Below are 12,963 nucleotides of genomic sequence, written 5' to 3'. Positions count from 1 at the left end.
CTCCACTTGAAAGTCGCTCCGTCAGGGCACCGGCAATCTCCGCCAATCCATTGCCCCAGGACAACCATCGCCGGATCGTCACTCGGTGTTTCACGTGAAACCTGGTCGGGTGGATTCGGCGGTTGCTTTGACGTTATCGCGACGTGAAGGCATGACTCCACCACCTCACTCTCAAATTCCACCGCCCCCCTTTTTCATCTCGGCGGCGCCAGCGGACTTCAATGGAGGACGCGGTTGAGAGATCGAACGCAATAGTAGTGAGATTGGCGGAGCCCTGACGGAGTAACTTTGAGGTGGAGCACAATCAGTGTGCCAACAATCAATGACCACTGCCCGGACGGATGAGAGCACGTCACCTGATTGCGGGGACGCGGCGTTTCTGCTTTCTTATTTTCCCTCACGCTCTACGTGAAAACCTCGGAAGCAAAAGCGACGCTACAAAATCGAAAGCGCCTCCTGGCATTGCACTTTGAAACCCGCATATCCACAGGTGCCCTCTTACCCCGCAAATCGCTTTCGGGAGTTTGCTTTTCTGTGGATAACCTCAAATGTCATTTCCTTGAGATTCTCGAAAATATCGCCAAACCCCTTATTGCGGCAGTGCGCCATGGATTTTGCAGCGCTGCAAATATCCACAAGCAACTGTGAATAACTGAGTCCACCGGTGCAGTGTATGGCGCCCCTCATTTCTTCAAAAAAAATAGGGGCAGATAACAGTCACCGACGGGTGCCGGTCAACCTCCGAAAATGAAAAAGCCCGCCAAAGTGGCGGGCTCTCCGGGGGTACCAACGCGACAAGCGACGCCCTTCAGGCAGCCTTCTTCGCCAGCCCCAGATACGTTTCGATGACTTTAGGATTGTTGGCCAGTTCTTGCGCCGGGCCTTCCAACGCGAGTTCGCCCGTCTCGATGACGTAGCCGTAATCGGCCACCTGCAACGCCGCGCGAGCGTTCTGTTCGATCAGCAGCGTGGCCACACCGGTGTTACGCAAGTCGCTGATGATGTGGAAGATTTCCTTGACGATCAGTGGCGCCAGCCCGAGGCTGGGCTCGTCAAGCATCAGCAATTGCGGCTTGGCCATCAATGCACGGCCCACCGCGAGCATTTGGCGCTCACCGCCTGACAAGGTCCCCGCTTGCTGCTTCTGGCGCTCTTTGAGACGCGGAAACAGGGCGTAGACGACTTCCATCTGGTCCAGGAAGTTCTTCTCCCCCGCCCGCTTGCGACGGTACGCCCCCAGCAACAGGTTGTCCTCGACGGTCATCGTCGAGAACAACTCCCGCTTTTCCGGAACCAGGCACATGCCGCGGGCCACGCGGGCTTCGATGCCCAGCGCCGACATCTCGTGACCGAGATACGCGACGCTCCCACGGCTGGAGCCGTTGTGCGGCAATGCCCCCATGATGGCGTTGAGCATGGACGACTTGCCCGCTCCGTTCGGACCGATCACGGTGACGATCTGGCCCGCCCCCACCCGCAGATGCGCACCGTGCACCGCTTCGACTTTGCCGTACGCCACGGCGAGGTCCTTGACCTCCAGAATCGCGTCTGCCATCACTCCACTCCTCCCAGGTACGCTTCGAGCACTGCCGGGTTCTTCTGCACGTCTTCGGGCAGGCCTTCGGCGATCTTGGTACCGAACTCCATCACGACGAGGTGATCGGTCAGGTTCATCACGAAGTCCATGTCGTGCTCGACCAGCAGCACGCTCATCCCTTCGTCCTTGAGCTTCTTGAGCAAATCGGCCAGCGCCTGCTTCTCTTTGTAGCGCAGGCCGGCTGCCGGCTCGTCGAGCAACAGCAATGTGGGATCGCACGCCAATGCGCGTGCAATTTCCAGAATACGCTGCTGGCCCAACGCGAGACTGCCCGCCTCGTCATACATGTGCGCGCCGAGACCCACACGCTCGATCTGCCGCTTGGCTTCGTACAGCAACATGGCTTCTTCCTGACGATCAAGACGCAGCACGCTGGACCACACGCCGCCCTGGGGACGTCGACGCAGCCCGTTCTTGTCTCGCAGATAGGCGCCAATCGCAACGTTCTCGAGCACGCTCATCTGCGGCATCAAGCGCACGTGCTGGAATGTACGGCCAATACCGCGCTTGACGATCTCGCGCGACGGCAGCCGGTCGATTCGCTCGCCGAGGAAGGAGATCTCGCCGCGGGTGGCCTGCAGCACGCCGGTCACGAGGTTGAACGTGGTCGACTTGCCCGCGCCGTTCGGCCCGATCAGCCCCACGATCTCGCCTGCTTTGACCTGGAAGGAGACGTCGTTGACCGCTACGAGGCCGCCGAACTCCTTGCGCGCCTTGTCCAGCGTCAGCACCACTTCGCCGACCGCCGGCTTGGCACGATGACCCAGCGGATCCGCTTGCTCCGGCGCCTTCGCGACACGACGCGCCGGGAAGATCTTGCCGAAGAAGGGCCACACGCCGTCGCGCGCATATTGCAGCAGCAGCACCAGCAACACGCCAAAGACGATGGTCTCGAAGTTGCCGTTCGCACCCAACAGCATCGGCAGGATGTTCTGGAGGTAGTCCTTGAGCACGGTCAGGATCGCGGCGCCGAGCACCGCGCCCCACACATGCGAGACGCCCCCCACCACGGCCATGAACAGGTATTCGATGCCGTGGTTCAGGTTGAACGGCGTCGGGTTCACGGCGCGTTGCAAATGCGCGTACAACCAGCCCGAGATGGCGGCGAGCACGGCGGCGTACACGAACACGACCACTTTCATCCACGCAGTGTTCACGCCCATCGCCTCGGCCATCACGCCACCGCCCTTGAGCGCACGAATGGCGCGGCCAGGACGCGAATCAAGCAGGTTCTTGACCGATACCACCGCCAGCACCACAACGATCCAGATCAGGTAGTACATCTGACGCCCGCTCGCCAATTCCTTGCCGAAGAGGCTGATCGTCGGGATATCGTTCAGACCGTCGTACTTGCCAAGGAACTCCAGGTTGCCGAACAGGTAGTACAGCGCCAGGCCCCATGCAATCGTGCCCAGCGGCAGGAAGTGGCCCGACAGGCGCATGGTGATCGCGCCAATGACGAGCGCTGCCGCCGCGGTGATGATCACCCCGACGATCAGGCCGAGCCACGGCGACGCGCCATAGGCAGTCGTCAGGTAGGCGGTCGCATAGGCGCCCAGACCGACGAATGCCGCCTGTCCGAACGACGTCATGCCCGCCACGCCCGTCAACAGCACGAGACCAATGGCCACAATGCTGTATAGACCGATGTAGTTGAGCAGCGTTACCCAGTACTCAGGCAAACGCACGGGTGCAGGCAGCACCGGCAACACGGCCAGCACCACCAGGAAAATCAGGAAGTATTTGTTTTTCATTCTGTGGTCCGCCCCGGCTTATTCCTCGTCTTCTTCCACATGCTTGCTTGTGAGCGACAGCCACAGCAGCACGGGAAGGATCAGCGTGAAGACGATGACCTCTTTGTACGCACTCGCCCAGAACGACGAGTACGACTCCAACAGGCCGACCAGAATGGCGCCCAGCGCCGCAACCGGATAACTCACCAGACCGCCGATGATCGCGCCCACGAAGCCCTTGAGGCCGATCAGGAAGCCCGACTCGTAATAGATCGTCGTGATCGGTGCGATCAGGATGCCGCACAGCACGCCCAGCACGGCCGCCAGCGTGAACGCCAGACGCCCCGCCTGCACCGTGCCGATGCCCACGAGCCGCGCGCCCAGCCGGTTCACGGCCGTCGCACGCAACGCCTTGCCCGAGAGCGAACGGTCGAAGTAGAAGTACAACGCCAGGATCATCACGACCGAGACGCCCAACACCCACAGGCTCTGGCCAGACACCATGACGGAGCCGATGTTGAAGTTGGCGTCGGAGAATGCCTGCGTGCGCGAGCCTTCCGCCCCGAACATCACGAGCCCCAGCCCCGTCAGCGCGAAGTGCACGCCCACGGAGACGATCAGCAGCAACAGCGTGCTCGCCTCCGCCAGCGGCTGGTACGCGAGACGATAGAGCATCGGCCCCATCGGCACGACGAGCAACATCGTGAGCGCGATTTGGACGAGCATCGGCAGATTCATCGGTGCCAACGCCCTGACGACGAAGAACGCGGCAATCGGAAACACCAGGTACTTGCCCGCAAGCGTCGGCACCAAGCGCCCCGCCAGCTTGCGACGCTCGCTGTGACGCAAGACGCCCGCCGTCTCCACGACGAACGTACATACGCCCATCGCCACAAGCATCCAGCTCGTCAGCGGAAACTTCTGGGTTTGCAGTGCCGCCAGCGTAAGCGCGCCATACGACACGAACTCGCCCTGCGGAATGAAGATGACGCGAGTGACGGAGAACACCAGCACCAGTGCCAATGCCAGCAAGGCATAAATCGCACCCGTGGTGATGCCGTCCTGCGCCAGGATGGCTGCAATCGAAAGATCCATGCTCCTCTCACTTCGTTTGAGTACTTCTTGAGCCGACTGGCGAGACAGCCGGTGTGATGCACGGCGCAGCGCGCTGCCACCCCGTTCCCCTTCATATCCCTACGCCCCCACGGTCCCCGTGTGACAGCGCACAGAATTATGTATTGTATAAATCATTATGCATTGGTAAAACTCGGGCGACTACTGAGTCATCGACGTCTTTCGAGTGACGTCGCTGCCTGCCATGTCGTCCTCGCCACCCGCGCCGGGCATGCACCGGCCATCCTCGCAATGCCAGGCGTCCCGAAAACGGTCATTCCGCCACCTTCCGGCGGCGACGCGGCTTGTCCGGCAGCGATGGCGCAGCGGCCAGCACCTCCGGCGGCAGGGCCTCGCGCACGACGTCGAGCAGCCGGTAGATCTCGGCGAGCGTGTCTCGCCCGACCTTGTCTTCCAGATAGCGATAGCGCGCCTCGACCAGCGGACCGAGCTTTTTGCATAGGGCGCGGCTCGATGGCGTAAGCGACACCATCACGCGACGCTGATCGACTGCCATCCGACGGCGAATGATGAGGCCCGACGCCTCCATGCGCTCCAGCATGCCGGACAGGCTCGGGCTGAGGATGCAGCACTCCCGTGCGACCTGCCCGATTTCCATTTCCCCGGATTGGCTATCGTTGACGGCCCTTATCACACGCCATTGTTGTTCCGTGATGTCATAACGATTGAGCAAGGGTCGGAACAGCCCCATTGCCGCTTCCCGCGTCTGTAACAACACCAACGATAGGTTGCGGTGTTCGAATTCACCCGTCATGGATTTACGCTCGAAAGGATCGGCCGGCCAGCCCCCCGGCGGCGGCGATCAGGTTGGGACAATGCGGCCTCTCAGGTGCCGCTCGCAAACGCATGTCCTGCCGTCTCTTTGCGAAGCGCGAAACTACCACGCTCAAAAAAAACGGGCGCGAACGCCCGTTCTTCTGGCCCGGTCGGTCCAACCGGGCGCCGATACCGCAGATCCATCGGAGGTGACAGCGGGGCATGCCTGTGAGCTATAGGCAGCCCCGGCGCCCATCAGTTCGCCAATTTCCACTTGCCGTTGACGATTTCCACCATCACGCGCGAGCGCTGGTCCAGGCCGTTGTGGTCCTTCGCGCTCATGTTGAAGATGCCCGCGGTGCCCGGCATGTCCTTGACGTTCTCCAGGGCCTCGCGCAATGCCGCGCGGAACTCGGCCGTGCCCGGCTTGGCCTTCTTCAGCGCAACGGGAATGGCCCGCTGCAGCAACAGACCGGCGTCCCAGGCGTGACCGCCGAAGGTCGAGATGGAGCCCGCGCCGTATGCCTTTTCATACACGACCTTGTAGGCAGCGGCCGACTTCTTCACCGGATTGTCGGCAGGCAGTTGGTCGACGACGAGCAGCGGGCCCGCCGGCAGGTACGTGCCGTCGCAATCCTTGCCGCAAACGCGCAGGAAGTCGTTGTTGGCGACACCGTGGGTCTGATACAGCTTGCCCTTGTAGCCGCGCTCCTTGAGCGTGCGCTGCGGCAGCGCTGCCGGCGTACCTGAACCAGCGATCAGCACGGCATCCGGATTGGCCGCCATGATCTTGAGGACCTGGCCCGTGACCGACGTGTCGGCACGATTGAAGCGCTCATTGGCCACGACCTTGATCTTGTTCAGATCGGCAGCCTTCTGGAACTCCTTGTGCCAGCCTTCGCCGTAGGCGTCGGAGAAGCCGATGAACGCGACCGTCTTCACGCCGTTGTCGGCCATGTGCTTGGCAATGGCGGTGGCCATCAGAATGTCGTTCTGCGGGGTCTTGAACGACCAAGCGCGCTTGGCGTCCACCGGTTCGACAATGGCAGCGCCCGCGGCCATCGAGACCATCGGGGTCTGCGTCTCTGCCGCCACGTCGACCATCGCCAGGGAGTTCGGCGTGACCGTCGAGCCGAGCACGGCGTCAACGTGGTCTTCGCTGATCAGCTTGCGCATGTTCTTGACGGCCGTCGTGGTGTCGGTCGCGTCGTCGAGCAGGATGTACTGCACCGACTGGCCGCCGATCGTCTTGGGCAGCAGCGAAATGGTGTTCTTCTCGGGAATGCCCAGCGAAGCCGCCGGACCGGTCGCCGACAGCGACACGCCAATCTTCACCTGGGCGCTCGCAACGCCCGTAGCCAGCATCATCGCCGACGCCACGCACAGCAACTTCAGTTTCATTTGGGTCTCCTCGCAAAAATTTTGAATTCGTTGTTCTGACCATTGTTGAACCCGCCGGCCCGATATTAACCGACCGCGCAGTCGGCAAATTGTCGCTCATCTTACGGGCACCGGCGCCTTCTCGTAAAGTGCGGTTTCCCCACCTGTGGCTTCAACCGCAAAGGCTTACGTCCGAACGGCGCCGGGCGCCGCCTTCACCACCGATGCCGCACTTGCGCACGCGCGATGCTGTCCGGTCTCCCGTCAGCCGCGAAGCAATGCGTCATAGCCGGTCTTCACGATCAGCACGGCGAGCACACACAGGAACATGCGTCGCACGAAACCCACGCCGCGCTTGAGCGCGAGCCGGCTGCCCACCTGACTGCCCAGCACGTTCATGACCGCCATGCCGAGGCCAACCTGCCACGCAACGTGCCCGCCCATGCCAAACAGCCACAGCGCGGCCAGGTTGGTCGCCACGTTCACGATCTTCGCCGACGCCGAGGCGTTGACGAAATCCTGACCAAACAGGCGGACAAACAGGAAGACGAGGAAGCTGCCCGTGCCGGGGCCGAAGAAACCGTCGTAGAAGCCGATGGCGCCGCCCACGGCGATCGCCATGAGGGTCACCCCCGCCCCACCTGTCACAGGGGCGTGAACCGTCCCGAAATCCTTCTTGCGCAGGGTGTAGATTGCCACGCCGGTCAGCACGAACGGCAGCAGCTTGCGAAGCACGTCGGCCGGCACATGGGAGACGGCGTACGCACCGCAAAACGAAAACAAGAAGGCGGCGACGGTGGCCGGCAACAGAATGGCCCAGCGCAGTTGAATGCCGCGCGCGTAGCGCAGCGCAGCCGATGCCGTGCCCCAGATACCGGCCAGCTTGTTGGTACCGAACAGCAACGGCGGCGCCGCGTTCGGGAAAACGGCGAAAAGCGTCGGTACGGAGATCAGCCCGCCACCTCCGACCACCGCATCGACCAGACCGGCCACAAACGCCCCGACCGCGAGCATCAGCCAATCGGTCAGCGCCCCACTCGTCAACATCCGTCCCCCCTATCGGCAAACAGGTGTTTTTCGGGACGTGCTCCGATCGCAGCAAGGACACGCCGGACATGGGCGCGCAGAAGTGCTGATGGAGGAACGTGAGGGGGGCGGGGCATGCGACCAGGACTGTCGGGGGACGAGAATCGGGCTTCTGCGGATGACGGCTTCGCACTGCGGCGAAGCCCAATATAAAAAGCGCTGTTGGAGTTTTCTCCAACAGCGCTTCCTTTTTGGCGGTGCGCGTTATCGCGCTTATTGTCTCCTCGATCCTCGCCCCTATATCCTGCCGTGACGCGAACTGAAGGAGAGAATAAAGGAGCACCCGATGCACCACAAGTCAGCATTTACCCCTACGGATTAGGTTTTTTCCGACACGCGTGCGCCAGGGTGAAGAGCGGGCGCCCCAAGCCGGTGCGCCCGCGCCTCCGTCAAGAAGGTTGCGCCGTGGTGCGCGTAGGGCGGAACAACCGGCTCCGCGCCACCAGCTCGCCCACCAGACCGCGGCGGAAGGCCAGCACGCAGATGATGAAGATCGCCCCGATGACGATCGTCACCGACTCGCCGAGCGTCTGGAACCAGGTCACGCCCGTGGCCGTCGCGAGCCAGTCGCCGATGTCGCCGAGCTTGTTCTCCAGCACGACGATCACCACCGCGCCCACCACCGGCCCAAACATCGTACCCAGCCCACCCACCAGCGTCATCAGGATCACCATGCCCGACATCGTCCAATGCACGTCCGTCAGCGTCGCGAAGCCCAGCACCAGCGTCTTGGTCGAACCGGCCAGCGCGGCAAGCGTGGCCGACAGCACGAACGCGAGCAGCTTGAAGCGATCGACGTCGTAACCGAGCGAGATGGCGCGCGGCTCGTTCTCCTTGATCGCCTTGAGCACCTGACCGAAGGGCGAATGCACGACACGCATGATGAGCAGGAAGCCCAACGCGCAAATGGCCAGCACCACGTAATACAGCGTGAGGTCGGAATCGAGCGGCAGCAGGCCAAAGAGGCTACCGCGCGGCACGCCTTGCAGGCCGTCCTCGCCACCGGTGAACGGCGCTTGCAGGCAGAGGAAGTACAGCATTTGCGCCAACGCCAGCGTAATCATCGCGAAGTAGATGCCCTGCCGCCGGATCGCCAGCACCCCCATGACGAGGCCAAGCAACGCCCCGGCCGCCACGCCCGCAATGATGCCGACTTCCGGCGTGAACCCCAGATTGCGCACCACATAACCGGTGACGTAGCCTGCGCTGCCAAAGAACGCGGCATGGCCGAACGACAGCAGACCCGTAAAGCCGAGCAGCAGGTTGAACGCACAAGCGAACAGCGTGAAGCACAGCACCTTCATGATGAATACCGGATACGCACCGGCGAACGGCGCGACGATCAGCGCCAGTAGCAAGAGGGAATAAAGCACCCGTTGTTGCGTCTCTTGTTGCATGGTTCCGCCCCTTACTTTTGTTTGCCGAACAACCCTGCCGGGCGCAGCAGCAACACGATCACCATGATGACGAACACCACGGTCGCAGACCCTTGCGGGTAGAACACCTTGGTAAAGCCTTCGATGATCCCGAGCATCAGACCGGTCAGGATGGAACCCATGATGGAGCCCATACCACCGATCACGACCACCGCGAACACGGTGATGATCATCGACTGCCCCATGAGCGGCGAGATCTGGATAACGGGCGCGGCGAGCACGCCCGCAAACGCGGCGAGCGCCACCCCGAAGCCATACGTCAGCGTAATCATGAGCGGCACGTTCACACCAAACGCTTCCACCAGCTTCGGGTTTTCGGTCCCCGCGCGCAGATACGCACCGATCTTGGTCTTCTCGATCACGAACCACGTTGCGAAGCACACCACGAGCGAAGCCACCACCACCCACGCGCGATAGTTCGGCATGAACATGAAGCCGAGATTGGTCGCGCCGGAGAGCATGTCGGGGGCGTCGAAGGGCTGCCCCGACACGCCGTAGATCGAACGGAAGACGCCCTCGAGCACGAGCGTGATGCCGAACGTCAGCAGCAGGCCGTACAGGTGATCGAGCTTGTAGATCCAGCGCAGCATGGTGCGCTCGATGACGATACCGATGATGCCCACCACAACGGGGGCGAGAATCAACATGACCCAGTAATTGAGGCCGAGATAGTTGCCGCCCATCCAGGCGAGCATGGCCCCCAGCATGAACAACGCGCCGTGCGCGAAGTTGATCACGTTGAGCAGGCCGAAAATCACCGCCAGGCCGAGGCTCAGCATGGCGTAGAACGAGCCGTTCACCAGTCCCAGCAGCAGTTGGCTCAACAGCGCCGGCAGGGGGATGCCTAGTAATTCCATCGAAATCGATTCTCTGCGAGAAAGGTCGCGACGGGACACGCGTCCCGCCGCTTTCGGAGCATCGTGCTAACGGCGCTTACTTCTTCCAGACCGGACAGGTCGACTCTTGCGGCGTAGTGAATGCCTTGTCACCCGGAATCGTGGCGACAATCTTGTAGTAATCCCACGGCGCTTTCGATTCCTGCTTGGTCTTGACCTGCATCAGGTACATGTCGTGGATCATCGAGCCGTCCTTGCGGATGTAACCCTTGCTGAACATGTCGTCGATCTTGATCTTGTGCAGTTCGTCCATCACCTTGTCGGCGTCGGTCGAGCCCGCGGCCTGAACCGCCTTCAGATAGGTCATCGTGGCCGAATAGTCGCCGGCCTGCAGGCTCGACGGCATCTTCTTCATCTTGTCGAAGTAACGCTTGGAGAAGGCACGCGTCTTGTCGTTCTTGTCCCAGTACCAGCTATCGGTCAAGTACATGCCGCCGGTGTTATCCAGCCCCAGCGAGTGAATGTCGTTGATGAACACGAGCAGACCGGCGATCTGCATCTTGCCCTTGATGCCGAACTCCTTCGCGGCCTTGATGGCGTTGACCGTGTCGCCGCCGGCATTGGCCAGACCCAGCACCTGGGCGCCCGACGCCTGCGCCTGGAGCAGATACGACGAGAAGTCCGAGGCCGAGAGCGGATGTCGCACCTCGCCCTTCACCGTGCCGCCGTTGGCCTTGACCACATCGGCCGTGGCCTTCTCCAGCGCGTGGCCGAACGCATAGTCGGCCGTCAGGAAGAACCACGACTTGCCGCCGGCCTTCACGACGGCCGAGCCGGTGCCACGCGCCAGTGCGACGGTGTCATAGGCATAGTGCACGCCGTACGGCTGGCACTGATCGTTGGTCAGGGCATCCGAGCCGGCGCCCACGTTGATGTAGACGCGCTTCTTCTCGGCCGAGACCTTGTTCATCGCGAGGCCAGTCGCCGAGTTCGTGCCGCCGATCAGCATGTCCACGCCATCACGGTCGAACCATTCGCGCGCCTTGGACGCCGCGACGTCCGCCTTGTTCTGGTGATCGGCGGTGACCAGCTCGATCGGCTTGCCGAGGACCTTGCCGCCGAAGTCGGCGATGGCCATCTTGATGGCTTCCGCCCCGCCCGGCCCGTCGATGTCGGTATACAGGCCCGACATATCGGTAATGAAACCGATCTTCACCGCATTGCCGTCGGCATGGGCCTGTGAGGCCATCGCCGCAAAACCGAACGCAGCCGCAACCGCCAACGCCTTCATCCGCATCGTCATCTTTGTCTCCTTCGTGGATTGGATTGCCTGGTTTCATCGCCCGGAACGCCTGCGCGCCGGGCAAGTCACCTCATACCCCTAACAACTCGTGCAACACCGGCATCTTCGCCTCCAGCTCCGGAGCGCCGAAGCGCTCCACGATCTTGCCGTGCTCCATCACATAGAAGCGATCGGCCAGCGGAGCCGCAAAACGGAAATTCTGTTCCACCATCACGATGGTGTAGCCCCGCGCCTTGAGCGTGGTGATCATGCGTGCCAACGTCTGCACGATCACGGGCGCGAGCCCTTCGGAGATCTCATCGAGCAACAGCAGATTCGCACCGGTGCGAAGAATGCGCGCCACCGCCAGCATCTGCTGCTCGCCGCCCGACAGGCGCGTGCCGGGACTGTGGCGACGCTCCTTCAGGTTGGGGAACATGTCATAGATTTCGTCGAGCGACATTCCGCGCCCGCCGTCGTCGCGACGATCGCCTCGCACACCGATATAAGGGGGCAGCAACAGGTTTTCCTCGCACGACAGGCTCGCGAAAATGCCCCGCTCCTCGGGGCAGTAGCCCACGCCATGGTGCGCAACCTTGTAGGTCGGCAGGTGAATGGTCTCCTCGCCGCCGATCCGGATCGAGCCCTGACGCTGGCCAGTCAGGCCCATGATGGCGCGCAGCGTGGTGGTGCGCCCGGCGCCGTTGCGTCCGAGCAGCGTCACGACCTCGCCGCGGCCGACCGCCAGATCCACCCCGTGCAGGATGTGCGATTCGCCGTACCAGGCCTGCAGTCCTTCGACTTCGAGTGCGGGCACATTCGCGCCACCATTACCGCCGCCGTTACCGTACATAGACGTCCTCACCCGTGCGCTCCCTGCAATTCGCCGTCCGCGGTGCCCATATAGGCTTCCATCACCTGCGGATTCTTCGAGACTTCGTGATACGGCCCTTCGGCGAGCACCTCGCCGCGCTGAAGCACGGTGATGGTGTCGGAAATGCCGGCGATCACGTTCATGTTGTGCTCGACCATCAGGATCGTGCGACCGGCCGACACTTTTTTGATGAGCGCGGTGACACGATCCACGTCTTCGTGGCCCATGCCTTGCGTCGGCTCGTCGAGCAGCATTAGTTCGGGTTCCATGGCAAGCGTCGTGGCGATCTCGAGAGCGCGCTTGCGCCCGTAGGGCAGCTCCACGGTCAGCGTATCGGCGAATTCGGTCAGGCTGACTTCCGCGAGCAATTCCATGGCACGGGCATCGAGCTGATGCAGCGAACGGCTGCTGCGCCAGAAGTGGAACGCGGTGCCGAGGTTGCGTTGCAGGCCGATGCGCACGTTCTCGAGCACGGTGAGGTGCGGGAAGACGGCGGAGATCTGGAACGACCGGATGATGCCGCGTCGCGCGATCTGCGCGGGCGCTTCGCGTGTGATGTCCTCACCGTTGAACGTGATGGTGCCGGCGCTGGGCACGAGAAACTTGGTGAGCAGGTTGAAGCAGGTCGTCTTGCCGGCGCCGTTAGGCCCGATGAGTGCGTGAATGGTACCGCGCGCGACGCGCAGGTCGACCCCGTTCACGGCGGTGAAGCCACGAAACTCTTTCGTGAGTCCGCGGGTCTCGAGAATGTAATCGTTGTTCGCCATGTCTCCTGCCACATTCCTGGTTGGCGGTGCGAGGCAAATGACCGCCTCGGCACCATCGTCTGTGACAACCGCGAGGCAGGCG

11 protein-coding genes are annotated in these 12,963 nt (G+C 62.3%); all 11 read right to left on the bottom strand.

Annotated elements, in window-relative coordinates:
• Positions 1 to 808 precede the first annotated feature (808 nt).
• Positions 809 to 1,555: an ABC transporter ATP-binding protein gene (locus tag BGP02_RS22305; RefSeq protein WP_017233829.1), complete on the bottom strand. Its 747-nt coding sequence runs from the start codon at positions 1,553 to 1,555 to the stop codon at positions 809 to 811.
• The gene (locus BGP02_RS22300) at positions 1,555 to 3,351 is read right to left on the bottom strand and encodes a branched-chain amino acid ABC transporter ATP-binding protein/permease (protein ID WP_017233830.1); all 1,797 of its coding nucleotides are present in this window, start codon (positions 3,349 to 3,351) and stop codon (positions 1,555 to 1,557) included. Before BGP02_RS22300 ends, BGP02_RS22305 begins: the two co-directional genes overlap by 1 nt.
• Before the next feature lie 18 nt (positions 3,352 to 3,369).
• The gene (locus tag BGP02_RS22295) at positions 3,370 to 4,425 is read right to left on the bottom strand and encodes a branched-chain amino acid ABC transporter permease (protein ID WP_017233831.1); all 1,056 of its coding nucleotides are present in this window, start codon (positions 4,423 to 4,425) and stop codon (positions 3,370 to 3,372) included.
• A 292-nt stretch (positions 4,426 to 4,717) separates the two neighbouring features.
• Positions 4,718 to 5,218: a homoprotocatechuate degradation operon regulator HpaR gene (hpaR, locus tag BGP02_RS22290; protein WP_017233832.1), complete on the bottom strand. Its 501-nt coding sequence runs from the start codon at positions 5,216 to 5,218 to the stop codon at positions 4,718 to 4,720.
• 257 nt (positions 5,219 to 5,475) lie between these two features.
• Positions 5,476 to 6,621: an ABC transporter substrate-binding protein gene (locus BGP02_RS22285; RefSeq protein ID WP_286799309.1), complete on the bottom strand. Its 1,146-nt coding sequence runs from the start codon at positions 6,619 to 6,621 to the stop codon at positions 5,476 to 5,478.
• A 243-nt stretch (positions 6,622 to 6,864) separates the two neighbouring features.
• Positions 6,865 to 7,647 carry a sulfite exporter TauE/SafE family protein gene (locus BGP02_RS22280; RefSeq protein ID WP_261939552.1) on the bottom strand — a complete coding sequence of 261 codons (783 nt, stop codon included), beginning with the start codon at positions 7,645 to 7,647 and terminating at the stop codon, positions 6,865 to 6,867.
• Positions 7,648 to 8,075: 428 nt separating this feature from the next.
• Positions 8,076 to 9,083 (bottom strand): branched-chain amino acid ABC transporter permease, encoded by a 1,008-nt coding sequence (locus BGP02_RS22275; protein ID WP_017233835.1) that lies wholly within the window; start codon positions 9,081 to 9,083, stop codon positions 8,076 to 8,078.
• An 11-nt stretch (positions 9,084 to 9,094) separates the two neighbouring features.
• A complete protein-coding gene (locus BGP02_RS22270) occupies positions 9,095 to 9,979 on the bottom strand; it encodes a branched-chain amino acid ABC transporter permease (RefSeq protein ID WP_017233836.1) in 885 nt (294 codons plus the stop codon).
• A gap of 76 nt (positions 9,980 to 10,055) precedes the next feature.
• On the bottom strand, positions 10,056 to 11,255 hold the full coding sequence (locus BGP02_RS22265; protein WP_026131933.1) for an ABC transporter substrate-binding protein: 1,200 nt from the start codon (positions 11,253 to 11,255) through the stop codon (positions 10,056 to 10,058).
• A gap of 76 nt (positions 11,256 to 11,331) precedes the next feature.
• On the bottom strand, positions 11,332 to 12,093 hold the full coding sequence (locus BGP02_RS22260; protein WP_017233838.1) for an ABC transporter ATP-binding protein: 762 nt from the start codon (positions 12,091 to 12,093) through the stop codon (positions 11,332 to 11,334).
• Between the two features lie 8 nt (positions 12,094 to 12,101).
• Positions 12,102 to 12,881, bottom strand: a complete 780-nt coding sequence (locus BGP02_RS22255) for an ABC transporter ATP-binding protein (protein WP_017233839.1) — start codon at positions 12,879 to 12,881, stop codon at positions 12,102 to 12,104.
• Between the last annotated feature and the right edge of the window lie 82 nt (positions 12,882 to 12,963).

The sequence above is a fragment of the Pandoraea sp. 64-18 genome (assembly GCF_001899225.1).
Classification (GTDB): Bacteria; Pseudomonadota; Gammaproteobacteria; order Burkholderiales; family Burkholderiaceae; genus Pandoraea; species Pandoraea cepalis.
The sequence above is the reverse complement of the archived record's forward strand: the minus strand, read 5'-3'. Positions and strand labels throughout refer to the sequence as shown.

What these genes read in the sequence shown, in the direction of transcription:
- hpaR (WP_017233832.1), bottom strand. Translation starts at nt 5,218, where the DNA reads ATGACGGGTGAATTCGAACACCGCAACCTATCGTTGGTGTTGTTACAG.
- BGP02_RS22300 (WP_017233830.1), bottom strand. Translation starts at nt 3,351, where the DNA reads ATGAAAAACAAATACTTCCTGATTTTCCTGGTGGTGCTGGCCGTGTTG.
- BGP02_RS22270 (WP_017233836.1), bottom strand. Translation starts at nt 9,979, where the DNA reads ATGGAATTACTAGGCATCCCCCTGCCGGCGCTGTTGAGCCAACTGCTG.
- BGP02_RS22280 (WP_261939552.1), bottom strand. Translation starts at nt 7,647, where the DNA reads ATGTTGACGAGTGGGGCGCTGACCGATTGGCTGATGCTCGCGGTCGGG.
- BGP02_RS22275 (WP_017233835.1), bottom strand. Translation starts at nt 9,083, where the DNA reads ATGCAACAAGAGACGCAACAACGGGTGCTTTATTCCCTCTTGCTACTG.
- BGP02_RS22305 (WP_017233829.1), bottom strand. Translation starts at nt 1,555, where the DNA reads ATGGCAGACGCGATTCTGGAGGTCAAGGACCTCGCCGTGGCGTACGGC.
- BGP02_RS22260 (WP_017233838.1), bottom strand. Translation starts at nt 12,093, where the DNA reads ATGTACGGTAACGGCGGCGGTAATGGTGGCGCGAATGTGCCCGCACTC.
- BGP02_RS22255 (WP_017233839.1), bottom strand. Translation starts at nt 12,881, where the DNA reads ATGGCGAACAACGATTACATTCTCGAGACCCGCGGACTCACGAAAGAG.
- BGP02_RS22265 (WP_026131933.1), bottom strand. Translation starts at nt 11,255, where the DNA reads ATGCGGATGAAGGCGTTGGCGGTTGCGGCTGCGTTCGGTTTTGCGGCG.
- BGP02_RS22285 (WP_286799309.1), bottom strand. Translation starts at nt 6,621, where the DNA reads ATGAAACTGAAGTTGCTGTGCGTGGCGTCGGCGATGATGCTGGCTACG.
- BGP02_RS22295 (WP_017233831.1), bottom strand. Translation starts at nt 4,425, where the DNA reads ATGGATCTTTCGATTGCAGCCATCCTGGCGCAGGACGGCATCACCACG.